Below are 24,921 nucleotides of genomic sequence, written 5' to 3' on the forward strand. Positions count from 1 at the left end.
GCGGGCCTCACCAACCGGTGAGGTCCGTCAGCCGCGATCGCATGTAGTCGAGCGTGTCGTCCTCCGGCACGGCCGCGTCCCAAATCTTGTCGAACCGCCGCCGGTGCCGCGCCACCGATTGATCCTCGACAATCTCGTCGAACAGCCCGCTCTCCCGGTAGAGCACCTCGCCGCGCCCCTCCGACCCGAGCGTGAGCAGGTCGAACGTCGCGTTGTTGGTGACCGCCGTCTCGAACTTGAACGGGATCATCCGCATCCGCAGCCGCTCGTCCGCCGCGAGCTCGGAGAGAAACTGCAGCTCCTCGCGGAACACCTTGGTCCCGCCGATCGGGCGCAGAAAGACGGATTCATCCAAGAGGGCGTACGCGGTGAGCCCGCGGCCCAGACGGGACAGCATCGTCTGCCGCCGCCGTTCCCGCGCCTCGGCGCGAACCCGTCGCGCGGCCGGCGGCACGTCGTCGCCGAAACTGTCCAGATTGGCCTGGGCGTAGGCCGGAACCTGGAACGGGCCGGGCATGAAATAGACCTGGTAATAGCGAATCTCGGCGGCTTCCGCCTCGTACTCGATGAGCCGCAGGGTCGCGTCGGAGAGGTGTTCCCGGAACTCCGGCGCGTGGTACCACTCGGTCCGCCGCCGGGTCCGCGCGATCTTCGCGATCGCGATCAGCTCGGCCACCGTGTCGCGGTCGCGCACCTCGAGGAAGCTCAGCAGCGGCCGCAGATCGTTCGGCGCGATCGACACGTCGCCGGTCTCGATCCGGATCACCTTGCTGACCGACCACTCCATCGCCTCGGCCACCTGCGGCTGGGTGAGACCGGCGCGCTCGCGGGCATCACGAAGCGCCAGCCGGACGTGGCGGCGGGCGACGGTCGGCGAGAAATCCTCGGGCACTGATCGGACTGTAGCGGTAGATTCCCTCCCGATGACGTCCCACTACGGGCGTGGCGACCTCCAATTTGCGGTAAATGCCCTGGTGGGTGCCCGCGTGGTCGAGGTTCGCCGCACGCTCGACATCGCGATACTCGGCCTCCGCCGAGGCGACGAGAGCGTCCGGCTCCACGCCCCGTGCCCGTTGCGCGTCGTGTACGCCGGCCGCGTCATCCTCGGCTCGGCCGACATGCGCTACCCGTTGGACCGCGCGGCCGACCGGGCCGGGGCGTTCGACCGCTACGAGACGCAGTACGACCGTTCGGCCACCACGATCACGAGGCTGCTGACCGAGGAGCGGCACGAGGTGACGGTCGCCGAGCTGCGCCCGGCCGGCGCCGTCCACCTGGAGTGCACCGAGCGCCTCCAGGTCGACGTCGTGCCGGACGTGGCCGGCCCGATCGAATGCTGGCGCCTGTTCACCGAGTCGTCCGACGAGCACTACGTCTTCGAGTCAGGCAAGCGGAAGCGCTGAGGCCCACTTCCGGGCCCGCTCGGTCTCGCCGTCGAGCAGGGGACCCGGCGTGCCGGAGACCCGGAAGCTCTCGGCCGGAGCGACGAGGTGGCAGCCCAGCCGGCGCAGTTTCCGATGGGCCTTGCGCGCGGCCGAGCCGGTCGGATAGCGGGTGTCGATCCGGGTGTCGAAGGCGGCCGCGGCCACGCCGGCCAGCCTCGGCGAGGCGTCCAGAAATTCGCGCAGACCGCCGCCCTCGTGGGTGGCGCCCTGCTTCACGGCGTCGGCCCGGCTCGACGCCCGGGTCAGCCCGAGCGCGTGGGTCGGGCCGCCCACCACCAGCAGGTCGTAGCCGCCGGTCGCGGGCAGCGTCGCGGCGTCGGCCATGGTGACCTCGTAGGACGTTTCGAGCCCGTCCGCGACCGCGCGGGCGATCGCCTCGGTGTTGCCGAACATCGACTCGTACACGACGAGCGCCTTCATGACGTCACGGTCCTTTCCACGGCCGGGCGCCCCGCGAAGATCCGGCCGGCCCGGCGGGTGGGCCGGACGGCAGCGAGGGCGTACCTCCACCGTCGCCGCCCGGCCGCCTGGTGGTCAGGGCCGGAGGACCGTCCGTGCCGGGACCAACGGCGGCGGGCTCAGCGCAGCCGGAACAGGACCTCGCCGGCCTGCGGGATCACCATCGTCTCCGGGTCGCGCGTGAAGGCCTCGACGTCGACCGTGGCCGGGTCCCGATAGTCGAGGTTCGCCCGGCGTACGACCTCCTCGGGAATGCCCGTCGCCAGCGTGACCGTCACGCGGTCGTGCTCACCGGTGGCCTCGTCCCAGGTGCCGGCGCCGCGCAGGTGGGTCGAGTGGGCCAGGACGCCCCAGTGGTGGTGGGCGAACTTGTCCCACTGCTTCACGAAATAGTCGCGGCAGTGGTAGCCGATCTCGTCGATCTCGGGGTGCATCTCGGAGATCCGCGTGATGTGCGGGGCGTAGAGGATGACCTGGCCGCCGTCGGCGACGATGGGTTCCACCTTGTAGAAACCCTTGGCGCCGGTCCACATGTCATCGTACTTTTCTGGAATTATCGACAAGATTCGGCGTACGGGCGCATCAAGGTATTGAATGTGCGTTTCGGCGGAGATGTCGGCGCAGGCGGCCCATGCCTCCTCCGGCGCGCCGAACGAGGCCGCGTGCAGGGCGCCGGTGCCCGACTGCACGACCAGGCACAGCGCCAGCCGGCGGCTCGGGATCAGGGCCGCGGCCTCGTGGATCAGCGCGCGGACGGGCGTGATGCCGCGCGTGCCGATGATCGAGGCGCTCGTGATCAGCGCGCCGAGCCAGTGCGAGAAATCGATGATCTCCTGGCCCGCGACGCCCGGGAAGAAGTACTTGTCGCCGCCCGAGAAGCCGACCACCTCGTGCGGGAAGACCGGGCCGACGACCAGGCACACGTCGTGCTCGACGACCGCGCGGTTGAGCGTGACGTCGACCGCGCGGCGCATCCGGCCCTCGGCCAGCTCGGCGACCCGGTCGGCGCCGATGACGCCGAGCGAGACCAGCGCCGACGGCTCCCACCACTCGTGGTTGCGCACGTCGAAGCCGGGGTAGGGGCCGCCGAGGTGCTTGTGGAGCTGTTCCTCCGACATCGGCGCGTGCGTGCCCAGCGCGACCAGGACGGTCACCCGCGCGGCCCGGCCCGTCAGCGCCTCGTGGACGGCGCCGAGCAGGAGCGGGAGCGGGCAGCTGCGGGTCGCGTCGGGGACGACCACGCACACCGACTTGCCGTCCAGGTCGGCGGCCGCGAGCCGGCCGGCGACGAAAGCGCGTACGGTCTCGTCGTCGAGCACCTGGTCGGCGGATCCGATCGTGTCACCCATGTGCGCAACCCTCCGTCGTGTGCGCGCGGCCCGCAAGCCGCCGCCCCGCTAAGGTGCACTGATGTCCAGCACCCGGCAGATCCAGGACGTGCTCTGGAAGGCCGCCGACAAGCTGCGCGGCACGATGGACGCCTCGCAGTTCAAGGAGTTCGTGCTCGCGCTGGTCTTCCTCAAGTACGTGTCGGACGCCGAGCCGTTCGTGGTTCCCTCCTCCGCCCGGTGGGCGCGCATTTCGTCGTCTTCGTCTTCGGTGCCTCTGGGGGCCCGGCTCGACGCCGCGATGGAGGCGCTCATGGGCGCCAATCCGGCGCTGGCCGGCGTGCTCCCGCGGATCTTCTCGAACGTCGACCAGGAGCGGCTGGCGTCGCTCGTCGAGCTGATCGGCGGGCTGCGATTCCCGGCCGGCGGCGATCTGCTCGGCGAGGTCTACGAATACTTTCTCGAACGGTTCGCGCGGGCCGAGGGGAAGCGGTCGGGCGAGTTCTACACGCCGGCCGGTGTGGTGCGGCTGCTGGTCGAGGTGCTCGAACCGTTCCGGGGACGGGTCTACGACCCGTGCTGCGGTTCCGGCGGAATGTTCGTGCAGGCCGCCCGCCTCGTCGCGCGGTCGGAGGAGATCTCGGTCTTCGGGCAGGAGGCGAACGAGCGCACCTGGCGGCTGGCGAAGATGAACCTGGCCATCCACGGCATGGACCCGGCCGGGCTGGGGGACCGGTGGGCGGACACGTTCGCCGACGACCGGCATCCCGGGCTGGCCGCCGATTTCGTGCTGGCCAACCCGCCGTTCAACATGAGCGACTGGGCCCGCCGCCCGGCTGATCCGCGGTGGCGTTACGGTGTGCCACCGCTGGCCAACGCCAACTACGCGTGGTTGCAGCACATCGTGGCCAAGCTCGGGCCGTCCGGGAGCGCGGGCGTCGTGCTGTCGAACGGGTCGATGTCGTCCCGGCAGTCCGGCGAGGGGGAGATCCGGGCCGCGCTGGTCCGCGACGATCTCGTGGCCTGCATGGTGGCGCTGCCCGCGAACCTGTTCCGCACCACCGCGATCCCGGCCTGCCTGTGGTTCCTGGCCCGGAACAAGGCGGCGTTCGGCCGCGGCGGCGAGGTGCTGTTCGTGGACGCGCGCCGGCTCGGCACGATGGTCGACCGGACCGAGCGGGTGCTGTCCGCCTCGGACATCGGGCGCATCGCCGCGACCTATCACGCCTGGCGGGGATCCTCGTACCGGGACGAGCCCGGCTTCTGCTACTCGGCCTCGCTACCGGAGGTGGCCGATCGCGGATACGTGCTCACCCCCGGCAGCTATGTCGGGACGCCGGAGGGTGACCCGGACGCCGAGCCGATCCCCGACCGGATCGCCCGGCTGACCAAGGATCTGTTCGTCCGGTTCGAGGAGACCTCCCGCCTCGAGGCGGTGGTGCGGGAGCAGCTGGGGCGGCTCGATGTCTAGCTGGCCCCGGGGGACCGTGCGGGACGTCGCGGCGCCGAAGGGGCTGGTCGGCGGCCCGTTCGGATCGGCGCTGGGCGGCAAGGACTACGTGGCCGCCGGGGTGCCGGTCATTCGCGGTTCCAACCTGTCCTCGGCCGGGTTCTTCGACTCGTCGGAGTTCGCGTTCGTCACCGCCGGGAAGGCCGCCGCGCTCGGCCGCAATCTGGCCCGGCCCGGCGACGTCGTGTTCACCCAGCGGGGCACGCTCGGGCAGGTCGGCATCGTTCCCGACGGCCCGTTCGACACCTATGTGGTCTCGCAGAGCCAGATGCGGTTGCGGGTGGATCCGGCCCGGGCGGTGCCGCGCTTCGTGTACTACCAGTTCCGGACGCCGGCCCTGATCGACGCGATCCGCAACAGCGCCATCACCACCGGCGTGCCGCACATCAACCTCGGCATCCTCGCCGCGCTACCGATCGTGATCCCGCCGCTCTCGGTCCAGGCGGCGGTCGCCTCCGTGCTCGGCGGCCTGGACGAGAAGATCGCCGCGAACGCCCGCCTGGCCGAGACCGCCTTCCACCTGGCGGCGGCCGAGTTCGCCCGCTCGTCCTCGCCGTCGGCGGCCGCCCTTGCCGAGCGTGCTTCGCTGTCGTCGCCCCTCCCGGCCGGGCCGGATTGCGCGCTCGGTGACGTGCTCGATCTCGTCTACGGCAAGGCCCTTCCCGCGGCGCGGCGGCGGCCCGGGCCGGTCTCCGTCTACGGCAGCGGCGGCGTCTCCGGCACGCATGACCGGGCCCTCGTCGGCGGCCCGGGCGTGATCGTCGGGCGCAAGGGGACGGTCGGCTCGATCCACTGGTCCCCGGGCGACTTCCACCCGATCGACACCACCTACTACGTGCGCCTCAAAGATCGGAGCCTTTCCCTCCCGTACGCCTATTTCCTGCTCCGCGGCCTCGGCCTGTCCGAGATGAACTCCGACTCGGCCGTGCCGGGCCTCAACCGGTCCCGGGCCCTGGCCGTCCCGGTGCGGCTGCCGGCGGCGTCGGCGATCGCGGAGTTCACCGAGCGTGTCCGGCCGCTGTTCGCGCTGCGTGACCAGCTGGCGAGCGAGAACGACGCGCTGTCCGATCTGCGCGACTACCTGCTGCCCCGGCTGATCGCGGGCGAGATCGAAGTGCGATAGACCCGATATCGATTCGTGGCGGCCCCGGCACGCCGCCGAGACCGGGCCTGCGTTGACTTCCGGCCATGAGCGCACAGATCGAGGTTGTGCGGACGGGGATCAATCCATATCGGGCGACGCTGACGATTTTTCTGGTCATCGTGGCGGCGACCTGGTGGCGGCCGATTCACCCCGCCGAGCAGGCCATGCACCATTCACTCACGCTGATCGGCCTGGTCGCGCTGATCCTCGTGCAAAGGGCGCGGCCCCTGCCGTACGCCTCCTTTCTCCTGATTCTGATTTTCCTGACCCTGCATTCGATCGCGGCCCGCTGGATCTACTCGTTCGTGCCCTACGACGACTGGACGCAGGCGCTGTTCGGGGTGCGGCTGTCCGACGCCTTCGGCTGGCAGCGCAACAACTTCGACCGGCTGGTGCATTTCTCCTACGGCCTCTGCCTCGCCCCGGTGATCTACCGCGCGCTGCGCGAGTGGCGCGGTTGGCGTCCGCTGTGGGCGGCCTTCGCGGCGGTCGATGTCGTGCTGTCCACGAGCGCGCTGTACGAGCTTTTCGAATGGGGCGTGGCAATGACCCTGGCGCCCGGCGCGGCCGAGGCCTACAACGGCCAACAGGGCGACATGTGGGACGCGCAGAAAGACATGAGCATCGCCACTCTGGGCGCCGTGGCCGGGGTGCTGGTCGGCCTCTTCTCCGCGAATCTTCGAGTCGAAGCCCCGCACGGGACGCTGCCGAAGCGATAATCGCATTCCGGGATGACCATCCGCCGCTGAGCCAAGCGCCGGGACGGCTGGGGAGGGTGGATGAGGCGCCGTTCGAGCCGCTGGGCGTCCTCGTCCATCACCGCTCTGCTGCTGAGCGTCGCGATCGGGCTTGTCGTCAACGTGGCCACCGGCACCATCAAGGCGCCCGATGCATGGTGGTGGACGCCGGCGGTGTGGGCGATCACCGTGGTGCTGGTGGCGGCGGCGGCCGGGGTCCAATACGCCCAGGCCCGGTCGTCACGCGCGGGGCGCTCGGACGACCCGGTGGCCGAGCTGGCGGCCCGGCTGGAATCGGACTGGGCGGTGGAAGCGGTCCGGCGCGAGGTGACCCGGCCGGTGCCGTTGCGGGTGGCCTGGTCGTCGACGGGCCGGCCCGCGGCGAGCCGGCAATCCGTCTTGGGAAACGCCGCCGGCGGCGACTGGCGGCAACTTCCGCTGCGAGGTCAGACCGATCTGCCGCAGCGGGGCGATCCCGACAAGATCAATCAACAGATCGTGACGGCCTACCGGGCTCTGCCGCGGCGGCAGTTGATTGTCCTCGGCGAGCCCGGCGCCGGTAAGAGCGTGTTCGGACTGCTCCTGACGCTGGGCCTTCTTCGCACGCGGGAGGACGCCGGCGAACCGATCCCGGTGCCGATGGCGATCAGCCGATGGGATCCGGCCGAGCCGGTGGCGATGTTCGTCGCCGGGCGCCTGGCCGATGACTACGCCGACGTGTTGTCGTCCTTCGGCGATCCCCGGCAGGTCGCCGATCGTCTGATCGAGCACCGGCGGATCGTGCCGGTGCTCGACGGCCTGGACGAGCTGCCCGGCAACGCGCTCGGCCGCTCGCTGCGCGCGTTGGACGCCTACGCCGCGGCGGGCATGCCGCTGGTGGTCACATGCCGGACGCGTGAGTACGAGCAGAGCGTCGCGGGCAGCGAGACGATCCTGTCCAGTGCGGCGGTCGTCGAGCTCGAGCCGGTCAGCATCGAAGCGGCGATCGATTTCTTGTCCTATCCGGCATTGGCGCGGTCGAGATGGGAGCCGGTCTTCGCCCGTCTCGGCGAACGGCAAGGGGCCTCGTCCGACCCGTTGGCGCAGGCCTTGGACACCCCCTTGATGGTGGCTCTGGCCCGCACCGCCTACCTCGAGCCCGCGTCCAGGCCCGCCGACCTGCTCGAGCTGACATCCCGGGCGGCCGTCGCCGGGCGTCTGATGGACGAGTTCGTCACCGCCACGTACACCCCGCGTTCCGACGAGCAGACCCGGGAACGGCGGCATTACCGCCCGGACCGAGCCCGGCGTTGGCTGGGCGCGCTCGCCTATCACCTGTATCAGACCGGCACCCGCGACCTGCATTGGTGGCAGGTCAGATCCGACCTGCTCGCCACCCACAGCTTCGGCAGCCGGGCGCTGACCCTGTGCACCGCGACCCTGGCGGCGGGTCTCGTCGCGGGATCGGCCGGCGCACTGGCCGGAGTGAGCGCCGGCTGGTCGGCCGTCGCCGGGATGCTGGGCGTGACGATCGCCGCGACCGACCGGCTGCGGTCGTTGTGGCCGCACGGATATCCGCCTTTCACCCGCGGAGCCTTCGGTGACCCGCGACGGCAGCGCCTCGAGCGCGCCGCGTTGTTGCTGGGCTATGCGGCCGCCGGAGCCGGCCTGGTCGGGCTCATCACCTCGGCGTGGGCAGTCGTGGTGCCGGCCTGTTCGATCCATGCATTGGTGACCGCGGTCGTGCCACCGTGGCGGCCACGTCCACCCGTCCGTCGCCATCCGGGTGGGGAGCAGGCCCATCACCGCCGCATCGTGGCCGCGGCCTTCGGTCAGCAGGCCGTGATCGGCGGCGCCGTGTTCGCCCTCGTGGCCCTGGTGACACACGACCCGGCGGTCACCGTCGGCGTCACGGCCGGTCTGGTCTACGGCGGCGCCGCCGGCCTCGTCGTCGGTGGCGGGGAATGGATCCGGTACCGGCTCACCCACGCCGGCCTCGCCCTCCGCGGCCGGCTTCCCTGGGGCCTTCAGTCGTTTCTCGCCCACGCCCATCGGCACGGCGTACTCCGCCAGGCCGGCTCGGTGTATCAGTTCCGGCACGTCATCCTGCAGGATCACCTCGCGCAGGTCGAGCGCATGCGCCATCTCCGGAACCGGGCCGCGGCCGGCGACGGCCGCGCGGTGTGGCGGTTGGCCGATCTGCTGGCCGAGCAGGGCGACGCGGCCGAGGCGATCGACCTCCTGCGGACTCGGGCCGGCACCGGCGACCGGGTCGCCCTCTGGCGATTGGCCGAGTTGCTCGCGGAGCAGGGGCGCGTCGACGAGTTGCGGGTGCTGGACCAGACCGGGGACGACATCGACGTACGACAGCTGGTTGATCTTCTTGCCGAACAAGGGCGGGTCGACCAGTTGCGGGCCCTGGCCGGGACGGGTGACCGTGCGGCCGGTGAGCGGCTGGCCGACCTGCTGGCCGAGCAGGACCGGGTCGACGAGCTGCAGGCGTTGGCCGACCGGGGGAACCGCGCCGCCGTCCGCCGGCTGGCCGATCTGCTGGCCGCGCAGGGGTACGCCGACGAGTCGGCCGAGCTGATCCAGACCCTCGTCTCCGGCCTCGGATTGTCCGACCTGCTGGCCGGGCACGGTCCCGTTGCCGAGGCGATCGGACTTCTCCGGCGATCCGAGTCGTTCGGCGCCGGCCCGCTGGTCAAGCTGCTGGCCGAGCAGGGGCGCGTGGATGAGTTGATCGAGCGGGCGGTGGCCGGCGACTGGAGCGCCGCCTCCGCGGTGACCGAGCTGCTGGCCCGGCAGGGTCGGGTCGATGACGCCGTCGGCCTGCTGCGCACGCTGGCGCGCCGGGGCGGTGGCGACGCGGCCGACCGGCTGGCGAGGTTGCTGGCCGAGCACGGCCGGGTCGAGGAGTTGCGGGAGCGGGCCGACGGCGGTGACCGGGCTGCCGCCTATCGGCTGGCGGAGTTGTTGGCGCGGCGGGGTCGCGTCGACGAGGCGGTCGGCCTGTTGCGGGACCGTGTGCGTGGCGGTGACCGGAAGGCCGCGGGCCGGCTGGCCGATCTGCTGATCGAGGTTGGTCGCGTGGACGAGGCGGTTGCGTTGCTGCGGGGCCGTGCCGACGCCGGTGACGTGGTGGCCGCCCGGCGGTTGGCCGAGTTGCTCGCGAGGCAGGGCCGGGTCGATGAGGCGATCGCTCTCCTGCGGGCGCGTGCCGACCGAGCCGACCGTGTCGCCGCCGGACAGCTGGCCGGACTGCTGGGCGAGCACGGGCGTGTCGAGGAGTTGCGGGAGCGGGCCGACGGCGGTGACCGGGCCGCCGCCTATCGGCTGGCGGAGTTGCTGGCGCGGCTCGGTCGCGTCGACGAGGCGGTCGGTCTGCTGCGAGGCCGTCTCCGTGGCGGTGACCGGAACGCCGCGGGCCGGCTGGCCGATCTGTTGATCGAGGTGGGCCGCGGCGATGAGGCCGTTGCCCTGTTGCGGGGCCGCGCCGACGCCGGTGACGTGGTGGCCGCCCGGCGGTTGGCCGAGTTGCTCGCGAAGCAGGGCCGGGTCGACGAGGGGATCGCCCTGTTGCGGGCGGCCGCCGACCGCGGCGACCACGTCGCCCGGGGACGGTTGCCCGACTTGCTGGCCGAGCACGGCCGCAGCGATGAGGCGGTCGCTCTCCTGCGGGCGCGGGCCGACAGCGGCGACCGGGTCGCCGCCCGGCGGCTGGCCGAATTCCTGTCCGGTCCGGCGTAGACGGCGCACCGGCCGGCCGGTGCAGGTCGCCGGCCGCGCCGTTCGGGTACCTTCGACCATCGGCCAGACTTTGGTCGATCCTGCGCGACGACCTGCTGCCACGGCTGATCGCGGGCGAGATCGACGTGCGATGGACCCGATATCGATTCGTGGCGGCCCCGGCACGCCGCCGAGACCGGGCCTGCGTTGAATTCGGGCGATGAGCGCACTTTCGAATGGGGCGTGGCAATGACCCTGGCGCCCGGCGCGGCCGAGGCTTCTCCGGGCGCCGTCACGGGCGTTCTGGTCGGCCTTTCGGCGGCCCGGCGGCGCCGGTGACCAGTCCCTGGCTGACCGAGCCGTCGCCGAAACGGCAACTCCCGCGCGAGCGGCTCGAGGAGCGCATTCTCCAGTTGCTCGCATCGCAGAACATGTGCGTGCTCGCCACAACCGGCCCGAGCGGCCCGCTGGCGACGCCGCTGCGCTATTACGCGCTCGATTTCGCGGTGATGTTCACGGCCGCGCCGCGCTCGCCGAAAATGCGCAACCTCGCCGCCGACCCGCGGGCGTCGGTCGGCATCTTCGCACCACTGGCCGGCCTGGCCAGCAGCCGCGGCGCCCAGCTGTTCGGCGAGGCGCGGGTGCTGCTGCCCGGCGACCCCGGCCGGGACCGTTACTGGGCCGCGTTCCGCTGGGAGAACGAGCACGCCGAGCTGGGGCGTTCCCTCGCCGAGCCGCCGTCGGACCCATTGGTCGTCATCGAGCCGGTCCGGATCGTCTACACGGAGCATTGGCTGCGCCGCGAAGGCTTTGCCGCTCGTCAGTTCTGGACTCAGACGGCCGTACCAGGCGGCGATTTGAGAAATGATCCCGCCTCCGTGACATAACCGCCGCGGCCGGCCCGGACGGCCTCGGCGGCCAGCCGGATCAGGTCGATGTTGACGCCGGCCGCGCCGCTCGGGTCGTGCACCTTCAGCCGGACGTCGAGGCTCACCTCGGCGCCGGCCCAGCCCCGCGCTTCGACATTGATGTGCGCGATTTTCTGCGACTTCAGGTGCGGCAGATATCCGAGTGGCGCGATCTCCACCCGGCCGGAGCCGATCGCGTTCAACTTCGATCGATGCTTGGCGCCCGGGTTCTCGACGAGATTGCGGAAGTCCTCGGTGCCGCCGAGATTGACCTGATACGAACTGGTCAGCGTGAGGCCGCGTTCCTCGAGCAGCCGCAGCAGCGTCCGGTGCAGCACCGCGACCCCGAACTGGCTGGCCAGGTCGTCGCCGATCAGCGGCAGGCCGGCCGCCTCGAACCGCTCCAGGATGGACGCGTCCCGGGCGACCGGATCGGCGGTCGTGTTGACGAACGCGGCCTTCGCCGTCAGAGCGGCCTCGGCGTACGCGCGGGCCGTTTCCGGGCGGCCGCTCGGCGCCGAATAGAGGACCACCTCGGCGCCGTTCAGACTCTGCGCGATGCTCCCGGCGTCGGCCTCCTTCTCGATGCCGGGCCGCACCGATACGCCGGACGGCGCCAGGTCGGCCTCCAGGCGCGGAAAGTTGTTGGGTGGCTCGAAAATCGCCTCGTTCAGGTCCTTGCCGACCTTGCCCGGCGACCGGGCGAAGGCCGCGACGACGTCGATGTCCCCGACGCCGAGGCCGGCGATCTGCGGGCGGTGGATGCCGACCAGGCTTCCGGTCCGCCGGTAGAAGGCGATGCCCTGCACCAGCGCCGAGGTGTTGTTGCCCACGCCGACGACGGCGACCCGCGCGTTCTCGATCATGGTGATGAGGCTACTGGCGCGAGACCATCGACCATCGGCCAAACTTTGGTCGATGCCCGGTTTGTACGGCTCCCCTTCCGCGCTTCCGGGCGTAGGTTGAATCCCATGAACAAGCTCATCAACGACCCGTCGGGAGTGGTCCGCGACGCTCTCCGGGGTCTCGCGGCGGCACATCCAGACTTGCGGGTCGACCATGAGCAGCGGGTGGTCTTCCGCGGCGACGCCCCGGTGCGGGGAAAGGTCGGGCTCGTTTCCGGCGGTGGTTCCGGCCATGAACCGCTGCACGCCGGTTTCGTGGGCATGGGGATGCTCGACGCGGCCTGTGCCGGCGAGGTCTTCACGTCTCCGGTTCCCGATCAGATGGTCTCCGCCACCAAGGGGGTCGACGGCGGCGCCGGCGTGCTCCACATCGTGAAGAACTACACGGGCGACGTCATGAATTTCGAGATGGCCGCCGAGCTCGTCGCCGCCGAGAGCGGCACCGAGGTCGTCGCCGTGGTCACCGACGACGACGTGGCCGTCCAGGACAGCCTCTACACGGCGGGCCGCCGCGGCGTCGGCGTCACCGTGCTGGTCGAGAAGATCGCGGGCGCCGCCGCCGAGCAGGGCCGGCCGCTCGCCGAGGTGGCCGAGGTCGCCCGCAAGGTCAATGCGAATGGCCGCAGCATGGGCGTGGCGCTCACCTCATGCACCGTGCCGGCCGCCGGCAAGCCGACGTTCGACCTGCCCGACGGCCAGATGGAGGTCGGCATCGGCATCCACGGCGAGCCGGGCCGCCGCCGCGTGCCGATCGCCAGTGCGGCCGAGATCGCCGAGATGCTCGTGTCGCCGATCCTCGCCGACCTCGACTTCACCGGCGGCGACGGTGTCATCGCGTTCGTGAACGGGATGGGTGCGACGCCGCTCCTCGAGCTCTACGTGATGTACCAGGAGGTCGCCTCCATCCTCGAGAAGAACGGGATCGGCATCGCCCGGTCGCTCGTCGGGCCGTACATCACGAGTCTCGACATGGCCGGCTGCTCGGTGACGCTCCTCAAGGCCGACGACGAGACCCTGCGATTGTGGGACGCCCCGGTGCGCACCCCCGCGTTGCGGTGGGGAGTCTGACCCATGGCCGACACCGTCGACCTCGACGCGTTGCACGCGTGGATCCGTGAGTTCGCCCGCCTGATCGCCGAGCACAAGCAGATGCTCACCGAGCTCGACTCGGCGATCGGCGACGCGGACCACGGCGCCAACATGGACAGAGGCATGGCCGCGGTGGTCGCCGCCCTGGAGAGCGAGGCCCCCGACCGGCCGGCCGAGCTGTTCAAGCGCACCGGGATGACCCTGGTGAGCACGGTCGGCGGCGCGAGCGGCCCGCTTTACGGCACGGCCTTCCTGCGCATGTCGGCCACCGCGGGCGACGCCGAGACGTTGGACGGCAACGACCTCGCCAAGGTTCTGCGCGCGGCGCTGGAGGGCATCACCGCGCGCGGAAAGGCGGTCGAGGGCGACAAGACGATGATCGACGCGCTGTCCCCGGCCGTCGCCGCTTTCGAGAAGGCGGTCGGCGCCGGTCAGCCGTTGAGCGAGGCCCTCGACGCGGCGGTCCGGGCCGCGGAGGAGGGTCGCGCCGCCACCATCCCGATGGTCGCCCGCAAGGGCCGGGCGAGCTACCTGGGTGAGCGCAGCGCGGGTCACCAGGACCCGGGCGCCACGTCGGTGACGTTCCTGCTCGCCGCCGCCGCGACGTCCCTGGCCTGAGTCCGATGGTCGGCCTGGTCGTCGTGAGCCACAGCCGTGCCCTGGCCCGGGCCGCGGTGGCCCTGGCGATGGAGATGCCGCACGCCGGCGACCTCGCGGTCGAGATCGCCGCCGGCCTCGACGACACCACCCTGGGCACCGACGCGATGGCCATCATGGCCGCGATCGAGACGGCCGACCGCGGCGACGGCGTCGTGGTCCTGATGGACCTGGGCAGCGCCGTCCTCTCGGCCGAGCTGGCCTTGGAGATGCTCGACGACGCGGTGCGCGATCGGGCGGTCCTGTGCCCAGCCCCGCTGGTCGAGGGCTTGGTGGCCGCGGTGGTCGCGGCGGCGTCGGGCGCCGCCCGGGATGAGGTGGCCGCCGAGGCCGTGGCGGCGTTGCAGGGCAAGCAGTCTCAGTTGGGCGTTCCGGCATCCGACGATGTCCCGCCGGCCGCGTCGGGTGGCGATGCGGCGGCGCGGGTCACCGTCACCAACGCTCATGGGCTGCATGCTCGGCCGGCGGCGCGGCTTGTCACCGAGGCGCGGCGGCTTGATGCGGCGGTGGAGATCCGCAATGTGACGACCGGGTCGGGGTGGGTTTCGGCGGGGAGCCTCTCCCGGGTGGCGACGCTCGGCGTGGTGCGGGGACACGAGATCGAGGTGCGAGCGTCCGGCGCCCGGGCACGCGAGGCGGTCGACGACATCGTGGCCCTCGCCGGGCGCGAGTTTGACGAAGTTGCGGTCGCCGAGGCCGGAAGCGCGGCCCAATCGGCGGCGGGTGAGGCGTCGCGGTCGGCGGCGGGTGAGGCGTCGCGGTCGGCGGCAGGTGAGGCGTCGCGGTCGGTGGCGGGTGAGGCGGCGCGAACGGTGGCGGGTGAGGCGTCGCGGTCGGCGGCAGGTGAGGCGTCGCGGTCGGTGGCGGGTGAGGCGGCGCGAACGGTGGCGGGTGAGGCGGCGCGGTCGGCGGTGGGCGAAGGCGCTTCGGCGGGTGTGGGCGGGCTGGCGGATGGCGTGGCCGGCGGCGGCGCGCGAGGCTCGCGCGGGCAGGCGGCATCTGCTGGCATCGGCATCGGTCCTGCTTGGTCGCCGCGAAGTCAGCCCGCCTTACCCGACATTTCGGAAATGTCGGGTAAGGGCGACGCCGAAGAGGAGTTGCGGCGGGTGGGGGCGGCCATCGAGGCCGTGCGAGCGGAGATCGGGCGGGCCCGGGACCTCGCGGGGGCCGAGGGCGGGATCTTTGAGGCACATCTGCTTCTGCTCGAGGACGCCGACCTGCTGGAGGACGTTCGGGGGCGGCTCGACAGTGGAGACTCGGCGCCCAAAGCGTTTGCGGGAGCGGCGGAACGGATTGCTCGGGAGTTCGAAGGGCTCGGGGACGCCTATCTTGCGGGGCGCGGGGCCGATGTGCGCGCGGTGGCGGGGCAGGTTGTTCGGGCCTTGGCCGGGGGCGGGGCGGGCACTCTCGACGGGGACGGGGTTCTCGTGGCCCGCGACCTCACGCCCGGCGAAGCCGTGGGACTGGCGCCCGATCGCGTGACGGGGGTGCTACTGGCGGACGGGAGCCCTACGTCGCACGGGGCGATTCTGGCCCGTACGCGGGGGATTCCGATGGTGGTGGGGGCCGGGGCGGGGGTTCTGGACGTCGCGGACGGGACGATCGTCGCGCTCGACGGGGGGACCGGGGAGTTTGCGCTGGGGCCGGATGCGGCGGGGCTGGCGGAGTATCGGCGTCGGGCGGACGTGCGGGCGAAACGGCATGATGCGGCGGTCAAGCGGGCGGGGGAGCGGGCCGCCACGAAGGACGGCGTGGAGATCGCGGTGGCGGCCAACGTCGGCTCGGTGGCGGACGCGCGGAAAGCGGCCGAGCACGGGGCCGATCTCGCGGGGCTGGTGCGGACCGAGTTCCTCTTTCTCGACCGGGATGCCGCTCCCGATGTGGAGGAGCAGGTCACCGCGTACCGGGAAATCGCCGAAGCGCTCGGCGGGCGGCGCGTCACCCTGCGCACGCTCGACGTGGGTGGCGACAAACCGCTTCGGTATGCGGCGCCGGTCGGGATCGAGCTCAATCCGTTTCTCGGCGTGCGGGGGCTGCGGTATTCGCTGCGGCGGCCGGAGATGTTCCGGGCGCAACTCGCGGCGATTGTCCGGGTCGCCCGGGAGACTCCGGTCAGCGTCATGTTTCCGATGGTGAGCAGCGTGAGCGAGCTGGTCGAGGCGCGGCGGATGCTCGACGCGGAACGGCCGCCGGAAAGCCTGCGGGTCGGGATCATGGTCGAGGTGCCGGCGGCGGCGCTCAAGGCCGCCTCGTTCGGACCCTATGTCGACTTTGTCAGCGTCGGGACCAACGATTTGACGCAGTACGCGCTGGCCGCCGAGCGCGGGAATCCGCAGGTGCCCGCCGACGGGCTCGATCCGGCGGTGCTGCGGCTGATCGAGGTGGCGTGCCGGGAGCTGGACCGGACCGTGGCCGTGTGCGGCGAGCTCGCGGGGGACGAGGCGGCGGTTCCGCTGCTGGTGTCGCTGGGCGTGCGCGAGCTGAGCGTGGCCCCGCCGGCGGTGCCGCTGGTGAAGGAGGCCGTGCGCGCGATGACGATCGACCGCACGATGGCCGCGCGGGCGCTGGGGCTGGCCGACGCCGACGCGGTCCGGGCGATGGTCCGGGCGTTGGTGGCCGGCGAGCTCAGGCGATGAGGAGGCGATTCGTCGGGCGGGTGAGCGCGACGTAGAGATCGCGGGGGTTCGCCCCGATCTCGTCCGCGCCCACGATGATGACCGTGTCGAACTCGCGGCCCCGGCACTCGGAGACCGGGATGGCACCGTCGACCGCCCGGCCGTCGGGGCAGATGATGGCGGTGAGCTCGCCCGGGCGGATCTCCGCGCCGATGTCGGTGATGTGCCGCGGCGACGGGCCGTGCCGCAGTGACCGGCTCAGCCGCTGGCCGGGTGCGATCCGCGCCAGCAGGTCGCGGCTGTACTCGAGGATCTCGGCCGTGGTCCGGTAGTTGACGCTCAGCGTGTGCAGCTCGAACCGCTCGCCGACCGCCTCCGGCCAGGTCGTGATGGTCGAGCCGCGACCGGCCTGAGCGAAGTCCCCGACCACGGTCATCGACCGCGACGGGCAGCGCCGCAGCACCGCGCGCCAGTCCATCTCGGTCAGCTCCTGCGCCTCGTCCACCACGACGTGCCCGTACACCTCCTCCGGCGGCCCGTCGACCAGCTCGCTCGCCTCGTCGAGAAGCGCCAGGTCGGCCGCCGTCCACCCGGCGCCGGGCGCGCGGCGCAGCGACTCCAGCCCGGCCGGCGGGTCGGCGAGCAGCCCGGACACCACGTCGGCCGCGGTGAGCGCCGGCCACAGCCGATCGAGGGCCGCTCCGATCGGCGGATCGGGAAGGACATCTTCCTCGACGGCGGCAGCGACGCCGGCCAGCCCCAGCGATCGCAGGTCGGCGGCGACGGCCGCATCGAGGTCGATCCCGGTGCTCGCCGCCGTCTCCGCGTCGATCCGTTCCAGCGTCGCGGCGAAGTCCCGCTCGAGCGTCCGCCGCAGCTCGGCCACCAGGTACTCCTCGAAGGCCTTCCGCCCCAGGTTGTGCGGCAGGTTCGCGGCCACGCCGGAGGGCCGCCGGGCCCGCACCCAATCCGCGAGGGCATCGGCCACGACGGCCCGCCCCTTGAGCCGGGCGACTTCCGCCGGTTCGGAATCGGTGACCGCGCCGCCGGCGATTCCGGTGCGGGTGGTCAGCCGGACGTCGTTCTCCCCGAGCGACGGCAGCACTTCGGAGATGTATTCGAGAAATCGCGCGTCCGGCCCGACCACCAGCACCCCGCGCTCGGTCGCCGCCGGAAAAGCGAAGAGGACGTACGCCGCCCGATGCAGCGCCACCACGGTCTTGCCGGTTCCGGGCCCGCCCTGCACCACCGTGATCCCGCGATGTCCGGACCGGACGATGGCGTCCTGCTCGCTCTGCAGCGTCCGGACCGCGTCGCCCATGCGCCCGGTCCGGGGCGCCGCCAGCGCCTCCGCCAGCGGCCCGTCGCCGAGCACGTCATCGCCCCGCGGCGCCGACCCGTCCAGGATCTCGTCCGCGATCGCCGCGACCTTCCGCCCGTCGAGCCGCAGATGCCGCCGTCGCCGCAGCCCCATCGGATGCGCGGGCGTCGCCTCGTAGAACGCCGCCGCGGCCGGCGCCCGCCAGTCCACCAGCAGCGGTTCGCCGCCGACGCGGAGCCCCCGCCGCCCGATGTGCAGCGATTCCCCGCCGGCCCGGTCGATCCGTCCGAAGACCAGCCCCGCCTCGGCCGCCCGGATCGCCCGCAACCGCGCACGCAGCAGCGCTTGCCGCTCGCCGCCGGGTCTCGACGCCAGCTCGCCGAGAACCTCGCGTTCCTCATCGTCGAGCCGTTCGTACATCCGGGAAACCAATGCCTGCTCGTCCACCGCTCCCATTGTCGGCAGATTCCCCGCGGAAGTAAGTCTTGACTTACCTGGCCCCGTCAGCCGGTTGCTGCAGGCCGGCCAGCAAGGCCCCCGCCGATCGGCGCCAGATCGCCGCCGCCTGGTCCGCCGGCCCCAGCACCCCGCGCAGTTCGAGCGACGCCAGCCCGTGCACGAGCCCGAACAATGTCCGCCCCACGTCGAATTCGGCCCGTCCCGGAAAGACCCCGTCCGCGATCGCCCGCCGCACCACGCTCAGCACCCGTTCGAAGCTGCGATAAACGAGCGCGAACAACGGATCCGCCTGGTTCGCGTCCGCGCTGACCGTGCCGAAGAACAGGTCGTAGAGCTTGGGCTTTTCGAGGGCCGCCGCCCGATAGGCCAGCGCCAGGTCCATGATCTCGGCGATCGGGTCCGGCTGCGGCGGAACCGATTCGTGATGGCGGCGCATCGTCTCGGCCACGTCGACCGAGAGCGCCCGCAAGAGGCCGTCCTTGTCGTCGAACAGGCTGTACACCGCGCGGGTGGACGTTCCCACGGCGGCGGCCACCCGGCGTACCGAAACCGCGGTGGCGCCCTCGGCATGAAGGATCTCCGCCGCCGCGGAGAGCAACGCGGCCCGGGTTTGCGCTCCGTGCTCCTTCGGACGTCCCATGCTTCCCCACGATACGGGACGCTGTTACGTTACGCCGTATCGAAACTCGACGGGAGGTCATCATGGATTACGACGTCATCGTGGTCGGCGCCCGGGTGGCCGGTTCCGCGACCGCGATGCTGCTGGCCCGCGCCGGCCTGCGCGTGCTCGTCGTCGACCGGGCCCGATTCCCGAGCGACACCCTCTCCACCCATCAGGTGCAACTTCCGGGCGGCGCACTTCTGCGCCGATGGGGCATTCTCGACCGGCTGATCGCGTACGGGACCCCGCCGGCCCGCAGCGTGACCTTCGACGCCGGCCCGGCCGTCCTGCGCGGGGAGTACGCGACCTTCGACGGCGTCGACGCGGTGTACAGCCCGCGCCGAACCGTGCTCGACACCCTGCTGCTCGACGCCGCCCGCGAGGCCGGCGCCGAGTTCGAGGAAGGATTCGCGGTCGAGGCCCTGACCACCAACGGCCTCCAAGGCAGTAGCAAGGGAAGCTCCACCACCCGCACGATCACCGCCGGCCTCGTCATCGGCGCCGACGGCAAGCACTCCACGGTCGCCAAGGCCGTCGACGCCGGGCGATACCGGGTCCGCGCACCCCGATCGGCCGCGTGTTACGCCTATTTCGAGGGCCTCCCGGTCAAGGGCGGCGAGGTCTACACGCGTCCCGGCCGCGTGCTCGGTCTCTGGCCGACCGACGAGGGGCGGACCATCCTGTACGCCGGGATGCCCCGCGCCGATTTCGACCGGTTCCGCCGGGACCTCCGAGCGGCCGCCGCCGACGTGGCCGACCTGGGCGAACGCCTGGCCGCCGCCACCCTGGTCGAGCACGTCCGAGCCACCACCGACCTCCCGGCCGTGATGCGCCGCCCGCACGGTCCGGGTTGGGCCCTGGCCGGCGACGCGGGACTGGTCATGGACCCGATAACGGGCCAGGGCATCGGCAACGCCCTGCGCGACGCCGACGCCCTGGCCACCGCCGTCGTCGCCGGCACCACGAGGGCGTTCCGCGAATTCCACCGCGAGCGCGACCGGGCCCGTCGCCCGATGTACGACCTGACCGCCCGCCTGGCGTCGTTCCGCCCCGACCCGGCGAACGAGATCCTGTTCCCAGCGGTGGCCGAAAGCCCGGCCCAGACAACGAGATTCCTCGGCGTCCTGACCGGGACCGTGCCGATTCCCGAGTTCTTCAACCCGTCGAACTTGCGCGCCCTCGTCGGCACGAAGGGTCTCCTGCGGATGCTCGCGGCCCGGGCGGGAGGCGCGCTGAGCCGATCGCCGGGCGACGTGGCGCCGGGAAGCACCCGTGGAAAGCCGGGGGCGGGGTGGGGGGGGGGGGGGAGGGGGCGGGCGGGTGACTTTGGGGGGGCAGGGGGGGGGGGGGCCTGTTTCTGCTGGGAAGGGGGTGGGAGGGGGGGGGGGGGGGGTTGTTGTTGGGCGGGGGGGGGGGGGGGCGGAGAGAAAACGGGGGAAAACCCCCCCCCCCCCCACCCCCCCCCCCCCCCCCCCCCGGCCGGCTACATCGGGCGGGCCAGGCGGTAGTACGCCTGGTTCCAGCGGACACGGTCGGCGAAGTCGTAGGGCGTGGTCTTCTCGTCGATGACCAGCAGCTCCGTCCGGACCATGTCGGCGAAGTCGCGCAGCGTCTCGGCGCCCACCGCCTGGGTCATCACCGTGTGGTGCGGGCCGCCGGCGGTGAGCCAGCACTCGGCCGACGTCGACAGGGACGGCGCCGGCTTCCACACCGCACGGGCCACCGGCAGGCTCGGGAGTGGCTCGTCCGGGCGTACCACCTCAATGGTGTTGGCCACCAAGCGGAACCGGTCGCCCATGTCGGCCAGGCCGATCACCACGCCGGGCCCGGGGGTCGCGTCGAAGACCAGCCGCACCGGGTCCTCGCGGCCGCCGATGCCGAGCGGGTGGATCTCGCAGCGCGGGCGCTCGGCGGCGATGCTCGGGCAGACCTCGAGCATGTGCGCGCCGAGGATCTTCGGCTCGCCGGGGCCGAAATGGTAGGTGTAGTCCTCCATGAAGGACGTGCCCTTGCCGGTCCCGGCGCCCATCGCCTTCACGGCCGCCAGCAGCGCCGATGTCTTCCAGTCGCCCTCGCCGCCGAAGCCGTAGCCGTCGGCCATCAGCCGCTGCACGGCGAGGCCGGGAAGCTGCCGCAGCCCGCCGAGGTCCTCGAAGTTCGTGGTGAACGCCCCGAACCCGCCGTCGGTCAGGAAGCGGCGCAGTCCGACCTCGATCTGCGCGGCATACCGCAGGGACGAGTGCCGCTCGCCATCCTTACGCAACGAAGGCGACAAATCGTAAATGTCGGAGTACTCCGCGACGAGCGCATCGACGTCGGCCGGCAAGACGGCGTCCACCACTTCAACGAGATCATTGACGCCGTACGTGTTGACCGAGACGCCGAAGCGCAGCTCGGCCTCGACCTTGTCGCCCTCGGTGACGGCCACGTCCCGCATGTTGTCGCCGAACCGGGCCAGCCGCAGCGTGCGCAGGTGCTGATATCCCGCCGCCGCCCGGATCCAGGCGTCGATGCGCTCCGCCACCACCGGGTCGGCCGCGTGCCCGGCCACCGTCTTGCGCGGCACCCCGAGACGCGTCTGGATGAACCCGAACTCGCGGTCGCCGTGCGCCGCCTGGTTGAGGTTCATGAAGTCCATGTCGATCGTCGCCCACGGCAGCGACTGGTTGTGCTGGGTGTGCAGGTGCAGCAGCGGCTTGCGCAGCGCGTCCAGCCCGGTGATCCACATCTTGGCCGGCGAGAACGTGTGCATCCACGCGATCACGCCCAGCACCGACGGGTCGGCGTTGGCTTCGAGCATGGTCTGCCGGATCGCGCCCGAGTCGGTCAGCACGGGCTTCCCGACGATCTCGGCGCTCACCCCGGCGCCGACGAGCAGCTGCTGGATCTCGGCCGACTGCGCGGCGACCTGGTCGAGGGTCTCCGGGCCGTAGAGGTGCTGGCTGCCGGTCAGGAACCAGATTTGGGGCTTCATGCGACGGGCTCCTGTCCGTAGACGTTCTGATAGCGGGCGAAAAGGGAGTCGATGTCGGCCTGCGGGATCGGGACCGGCTCGCCGAGCTGCCGGGCGATGTGCACGGTGCGGGCGACGTCCTCGCACATCACGGCCGCCTTGACCGCGTCGCGCGCGGACCGGCCGATGGTGAAGACGCCGTGGTTGCGCATGAGCACGGCGGGGGAGCGGTGCTTTTGAAGCGTTTCGACGATGCCCCGGCCGATGGAGTCGTCGCCGATCAGAGCGAACGGCCCGACGGGAATGTCGCCGCCGAACTCGTCGGCGATCATGGTGAGCACGCACGGGATGGGCTCGCCGCGCGCGGCCCACGCCGTCGCGTACGTGGAATGGGTGTGCACCACGCCCTGCACGTGCGGCATGTGCCGGTAGACGTACGCGTGCGCGGCCGTGTCCGACGACGGCCGGTGCTCGCCCTCGACCAGGTTGCCGTCGAGGTCCGTCACCACCATCGCGTCCGCCGTGATCTCGTCGTAGGCGACGCCGGACGGCTTGATCACGAGCAGGTCCTCGCCCGGGACGCGGGCCGACACGTTGCCCGCCGTCCACACGACGAGGTCGTTCCGGGTCAGTTCCGCGTGCAGGTCGGCGACCATCCGCTTGACGTCGAACAGGACGCTCACGCGGTCGCCTTCCGCTGGATGGCCCGCAACTTGCGCATGACCCGGTTGGCGCCCCGCCCGAAGTAGTCGTGCAGCGTCGAGTACTCGGCGTAGATCTCGTCGTAGATCGCCGCGGCCTCGGCCGACGGCCGGTAGACGTCCCGCTGGACGCTTCCCATGGCCGCGGCCGCCGCGCGTACGGACGGATAGGCCTTTGCCGCCGCGGCCGCGTGGATCGCCGAGCCGAGCGCCGGTCCCTGATCCGAGCCGATCACCGAGAGCGGCATGTTCAGCACGTCCGCGTAGATCTGCATGAGCAGCTTGTTCTTGAGCAGGCCGCCGGCCGCGATGAACTCCCGCACCGGCACGCCCGCCGCCGTGAACGTCTCGACGATCTTGCGGGTGCCGAAGGCGGTGGCCTCGATCAGCGCGCGGTAGACGTCCTCGGGCCGGGTCGCGAGCGTCTCGCCGACCAGCAGGCCGGAGAGCTCGTGGTCGACCAGCACCGACCGGTTGCCGTTGTGCCAGTCGAGCGCGATCAGCCCGTGCTGCCCCGGCGTCTGGCCGATGGCCAGCTCGGTGAGCCGCTCGTGCGTCCACTCGGCGCCCAGGTTGTCGACGTAGTGGCCGAAGATGTCGCCGACGCCGCTCTGCCCCGCCTCGTATCCCCAGAGGCCGGCCACGATGCCGCCGTCGACGACCCCGCACATGCCCGGGACCTCGCGGATCTCATCGCCGTTCATGACGTGGCAGGTGGACGTGCCCATGATCGCCACCATCTGGCCCGGCTCGAGCGCCTGCGCCGCGGCCGACGTGACGTGCGCGTCGACGTTGCCGACCGCGACCGCGATGCCCTCGGGCAGTCCCGTCCAGGCGGCGGCCTCGGCGGTGAGCGTGCCGGCCGTGGCGCCCAGCTGACCGATCGGCTGCTCGATCTTCTCGGCCACGAAGTCCGCGAACGCCGGGTTCAGCGCGGCGAGGAACTCCCGGGACGGGTAGGCGCCGTCCTGGAGGATGCCCTTGTAGCCGGCGGTGCAGGCGTTGCGCACGTACGTGCCGGTCAGCTGCCAGACGATCCAGTCGGCGGCCTCGACCCAGCGCTGCGTCGCCGCGTACGCCTCGGGGTCCTCCTCCAGCAGCTGGAGTCCCTTGGCGAACTCCCACTCCGACGAGATCAGCCCGCCGTAGCGCGGCAGCCAGGATTCGCCGCGCTTCGCCGCGAGCTCATTGATGCGATCCGCTTGCGCTTGGGCGGCATGGTGCTTCCAGAGTTTGACGTACGCGTGGGGACGTCCCCGCCACTCGTCCAGCTCGCTGAGCGGCGTGCCGTCGGCGAGCGTCGGCACCATCGTGCAGGCGGTGAAGTCGGTGCCGACGCCGATCACGTGCGCCGGGTCGATGCCGGCGGCCCTGATCGCCGCGGGCACGGCGTGCTTGAGAACGTCTGTGTAGTCGCTCGGCACCTGCAGGGCCCAGTCGTGGCCGAGCGGGGTGCCGTCGGGCAGCGACTCGGTGAGGACGGCATGGCGATAGTCGTGCACCGCGGAGCCGAGCTCCGCGCCGTCCGCGACGCGAACGACGACCGCGCGGCCGGAGAGGGTGCCGTAATCGACACCGACCACGCAGGCCACGGAGAGGTCAACGGGCATGGGGGGATACCTCCACGTTGAGGGGGCGTTTCAGCATTGTTATCGCTAACAACACAGGTGTCAACGCCACTCGACGGGAGCGATTGTTATCGCTAACATGCTGCAGGTCAGCGCCTTGCCCGGCCTGCGAGCTCCGCTCGACCCCGTGCGCCTTGCCTGACCGCGCGTCTTGCCTGACCGCGCCTGACCGCGCGTCTTGCCTGACCGCGCCTGCCCAGCCGCGTGGCCCGCTTAACCGCGCCGGTCCAGCCGCGTGGCCCGCTTAACCGCGCCGGTCCAACCGCGTGGCCCGCTTAACCGCGCCGGTCCAACCGCTCGGCCCGCCTAACCGCGCTTTGCCTAGCCGTGCGCCCTGCCCTAACCGTGCGCCCTGCCCTAACCGTGCGCCCGGCCCAACCGCGCGCCCGGCCCAACCGCGCGCCCGGCCCAACCGCGCGCCCGGCCCAACCGTGCGCCCGGCCCAACCGTCCGACCGGCAAGGTGCACTCTAGGCGGCCAAGCAGCTCCGATGACCGGTCGGGAGCTGATTCGTCCGGCAAGACCATACGACCGGTCGGACCTTTTTGTGCGTGCGGGCGACACCGGCCGGCGCGGGGAGATCGGCGGTGCGGGGAGGCCGGCGGTGCGGGGAGGCCGGCGGTGCGGGGAGGCCGGCGGTGCGGGGGAGGCCGGCGGTGCGGGGAGGCCGGCGGCGCGGGGAGGCCGGCGGTG

Annotated in this window: 19 protein-coding genes; 10 read left to right on the plus strand and 9 right to left on the minus strand. The window is 71.9% G+C overall.

The genetic code is table 11. From position 1 onward, the window contains the following. Positions 1-7: 7 nt before the first annotated feature. A complete protein-coding gene (locus ACZ6TB_RS31990) occupies positions 8-892 on the minus strand; it encodes a helix-turn-helix domain-containing protein (protein WP_465560541.1) in 885 nt (294 codons plus the stop codon). 94 nt (positions 893-986) lie between these two features. On the opposite strand from ACZ6TB_RS31990, the gene ACZ6TB_RS31995 reads away from it, so the two are divergent. Continuing rightward, a complete protein-coding gene (locus ACZ6TB_RS31995; protein WP_465560544.1) occupies positions 987-1,403 on the plus strand; it encodes a hypothetical protein in 417 nt (138 codons plus the stop codon). Here the strand turns inward: ACZ6TB_RS31995 and ACZ6TB_RS32000 are convergent. Continuing rightward, positions 1,383-1,865, minus strand: coding sequence for a flavodoxin family protein (locus tag ACZ6TB_RS32000; protein WP_465560547.1), 483 nt, complete (start codon positions 1,863-1,865; stop codon positions 1,383-1,385). The two genes, ACZ6TB_RS31995 and ACZ6TB_RS32000, sit on opposite strands and share 21 nt — an antisense overlap. 158 nt (positions 1,866-2,023) lie before the next feature. Continuing rightward, positions 2,024-3,253: a lactate racemase domain-containing protein gene (locus ACZ6TB_RS32005; RefSeq protein ID WP_465560549.1), complete on the minus strand. Its 1,230-nt coding sequence runs from the start codon at positions 3,251-3,253 to the stop codon at positions 2,024-2,026. Between the two features lie 61 nt (positions 3,254-3,314). On the opposite strand from ACZ6TB_RS32005, the gene ACZ6TB_RS32010 reads away from it, so the two are divergent. The 5 genes from ACZ6TB_RS32010 to ACZ6TB_RS32030 all read left to right on the plus strand — a co-directional run bounded on the left by ACZ6TB_RS32010 (position 3,315) and on the right by ACZ6TB_RS32030 (position 11,218). Next, entirely contained in the window at positions 3,315-4,703 is a 1,389-nt protein-coding gene (locus ACZ6TB_RS32010) for a type I restriction-modification system subunit M (RefSeq protein ID WP_465560551.1), read from the plus strand. Continuing rightward, a complete protein-coding gene (locus ACZ6TB_RS32015; protein ID WP_465560554.1) occupies positions 4,696-5,865 on the plus strand; it encodes a restriction endonuclease subunit S in 1,170 nt (389 codons plus the stop codon). Before ACZ6TB_RS32010 ends, ACZ6TB_RS32015 begins: the two co-directional genes overlap by 8 nt. A gap of 65 nt (positions 5,866-5,930) precedes the next feature. After that, positions 5,931-6,605, plus strand: coding sequence for a DUF2238 domain-containing protein (locus tag ACZ6TB_RS32020; RefSeq protein ID WP_465560557.1), 675 nt, complete (start codon positions 5,931-5,933; stop codon positions 6,603-6,605). A gap of 60 nt (positions 6,606-6,665) precedes the next feature. Continuing rightward, the gene (locus ACZ6TB_RS32025) at positions 6,666-10,352 is read left to right on the plus strand and encodes a hypothetical protein (protein ID WP_465560559.1); all 3,687 of its coding nucleotides are present in this window, start codon (positions 6,666-6,668) and stop codon (positions 10,350-10,352) included. A 314-nt stretch (positions 10,353-10,666) separates the two neighbouring features. Then, a complete protein-coding gene (locus tag ACZ6TB_RS32030; protein ID WP_465560561.1) occupies positions 10,667-11,218 on the plus strand; it encodes a pyridoxamine 5'-phosphate oxidase family protein in 552 nt (183 codons plus the stop codon). Here ACZ6TB_RS32030 and ACZ6TB_RS32035 read toward each other — a convergent pair. Then, entirely contained in the window at positions 11,164-12,105 is a 942-nt protein-coding gene (locus ACZ6TB_RS32035) for an inositol-3-phosphate synthase (protein ID WP_465560563.1), read from the minus strand. The genes ACZ6TB_RS32030 and ACZ6TB_RS32035 overlap by 55 nt on opposite strands. 105 nt (positions 12,106-12,210) lie before the next feature. Here ACZ6TB_RS32035 and dhaK point away from each other — a divergent pair, with 105 nt between their 5' ends. From dhaK to ptsP, 3 genes are read left to right on the plus strand one after another with little or no spacing between them, the layout of a single operon-like run. Continuing rightward, positions 12,211-13,212: a dihydroxyacetone kinase subunit DhaK gene (gene dhaK, locus ACZ6TB_RS32040; RefSeq protein ID WP_465560566.1), complete on the plus strand. Its 1,002-nt coding sequence runs from the start codon at positions 12,211-12,213 to the stop codon at positions 13,210-13,212. A 3-nt stretch (positions 13,213-13,215) separates the two neighbouring features. Further along, a complete protein-coding gene (dhaL, locus tag ACZ6TB_RS32045; protein ID WP_465560569.1) occupies positions 13,216-13,851 on the plus strand; it encodes a dihydroxyacetone kinase subunit DhaL in 636 nt (211 codons plus the stop codon). A 5-nt stretch (positions 13,852-13,856) separates the two neighbouring features. Then, entirely contained in the window at positions 13,857-16,526 is a 2,670-nt protein-coding gene (gene ptsP, locus ACZ6TB_RS32050) for a phosphoenolpyruvate--protein phosphotransferase (protein WP_465560572.1), read from the plus strand. Here the strand turns inward: ptsP and ACZ6TB_RS32055 are convergent. Then, positions 16,516-18,273, minus strand: coding sequence for a HelD family protein (locus ACZ6TB_RS32055; protein WP_465560574.1), 1,758 nt, complete (start codon positions 18,271-18,273; stop codon positions 16,516-16,518). The two genes, ptsP and ACZ6TB_RS32055, sit on opposite strands and share 11 nt — an antisense overlap. Before the next feature lie 43 nt (positions 18,274-18,316). Beyond that, the gene (locus tag ACZ6TB_RS32060) at positions 18,317-18,925 is read right to left on the minus strand and encodes a TetR/AcrR family transcriptional regulator (protein ID WP_465560576.1); all 609 of its coding nucleotides are present in this window, start codon (positions 18,923-18,925) and stop codon (positions 18,317-18,319) included. Between the two features lie 62 nt (positions 18,926-18,987). Here ACZ6TB_RS32060 and ACZ6TB_RS32065 point away from each other — a divergent pair, with 62 nt between their 5' ends. Next, positions 18,988-20,454, plus strand: a complete 1,467-nt coding sequence (locus tag ACZ6TB_RS32065; RefSeq protein ID WP_465560578.1) for an FAD-dependent oxidoreductase — start codon at positions 18,988-18,990, stop codon at positions 20,452-20,454. On the opposite strand, the gene araA is transcribed toward ACZ6TB_RS32065, so the two are convergent. The 3 genes from araA to araB are packed head-to-tail and all read right to left on the minus strand — an operon-like array spanning position 20,430 to position 24,210. Then, positions 20,430-21,920: an L-arabinose isomerase gene (gene araA, locus ACZ6TB_RS32070; RefSeq protein ID WP_465560581.1), complete on the minus strand. Its 1,491-nt coding sequence runs from the start codon at positions 21,918-21,920 to the stop codon at positions 20,430-20,432. The two genes, ACZ6TB_RS32065 and araA, sit on opposite strands and share 25 nt — an antisense overlap. Beyond that, the gene (locus tag ACZ6TB_RS32075; protein WP_465560583.1) at positions 21,917-22,582 is read right to left on the minus strand and encodes an L-ribulose-5-phosphate 4-epimerase; all 666 of its coding nucleotides are present in this window, start codon (positions 22,580-22,582) and stop codon (positions 21,917-21,919) included. The genes araA and ACZ6TB_RS32075 overlap by 4 nt, the downstream gene beginning before the upstream one ends. Continuing rightward, a complete protein-coding gene (araB, locus tag ACZ6TB_RS32080; RefSeq protein WP_465560585.1) occupies positions 22,579-24,210 on the minus strand; it encodes a ribulokinase in 1,632 nt (543 codons plus the stop codon). The genes ACZ6TB_RS32075 and araB overlap by 4 nt, the downstream gene beginning before the upstream one ends. Positions 24,211-24,921 lie beyond the last annotated feature (711 nt).

Source organism: Actinoplanes sp. NPDC051537, from assembly GCF_055586105.1.

What these genes read in the sequence shown, in the direction of transcription:
- ACZ6TB_RS32000 (WP_465560547.1), bottom strand. Translation starts at nt 1,865, where the DNA reads ATGAAGGCGCTCGTCGTGTACGAGTCGATGTTCGGCAACACCGAGGCG.
- ACZ6TB_RS32005 (WP_465560549.1), bottom strand. Translation starts at nt 3,253, where the DNA reads ATGGGTGACACGATCGGATCCGCCGACCAGGTGCTCGACGACGAGACC.
- ACZ6TB_RS32010 (WP_465560551.1), top strand. Translation starts at nt 3,315, where the DNA reads ATGTCCAGCACCCGGCAGATCCAGGACGTGCTCTGGAAGGCCGCCGAC.
- ACZ6TB_RS32015 (WP_465560554.1), top strand. Translation starts at nt 4,696, where the DNA reads ATGTCTAGCTGGCCCCGGGGGACCGTGCGGGACGTCGCGGCGCCGAAG.
- ACZ6TB_RS32020 (WP_465560557.1), top strand. Translation starts at nt 5,931, where the DNA reads ATGAGCGCACAGATCGAGGTTGTGCGGACGGGGATCAATCCATATCGG.
- ACZ6TB_RS32025 (WP_465560559.1), top strand. Translation starts at nt 6,666, where the DNA reads ATGAGGCGCCGTTCGAGCCGCTGGGCGTCCTCGTCCATCACCGCTCTG.
- ACZ6TB_RS32035 (WP_465560563.1), bottom strand. Translation starts at nt 12,105, where the DNA reads ATGATCGAGAACGCGCGGGTCGCCGTCGTCGGCGTGGGCAACAACACC.
- dhaK (WP_465560566.1), top strand. Translation starts at nt 12,211, where the DNA reads ATGAACAAGCTCATCAACGACCCGTCGGGAGTGGTCCGCGACGCTCTC.
- dhaL (WP_465560569.1), top strand. Translation starts at nt 13,216, where the DNA reads ATGGCCGACACCGTCGACCTCGACGCGTTGCACGCGTGGATCCGTGAG.
- ptsP (WP_465560572.1), top strand. Translation starts at nt 13,857, where the DNA reads ATGGTCGGCCTGGTCGTCGTGAGCCACAGCCGTGCCCTGGCCCGGGCC.
- ACZ6TB_RS32060 (WP_465560576.1), bottom strand. Translation starts at nt 18,925, where the DNA reads ATGGGACGTCCGAAGGAGCACGGAGCGCAAACCCGGGCCGCGTTGCTC.
- ACZ6TB_RS32065 (WP_465560578.1), top strand. Translation starts at nt 18,988, where the DNA reads ATGGATTACGACGTCATCGTGGTCGGCGCCCGGGTGGCCGGTTCCGCG.
- araA (WP_465560581.1), bottom strand. Translation starts at nt 21,920, where the DNA reads ATGAAGCCCCAAATCTGGTTCCTGACCGGCAGCCAGCACCTCTACGGC.
- araB (WP_465560585.1), bottom strand. Translation starts at nt 24,210, where the DNA reads ATGCCCGTTGACCTCTCCGTGGCCTGCGTGGTCGGTGTCGATTACGGC.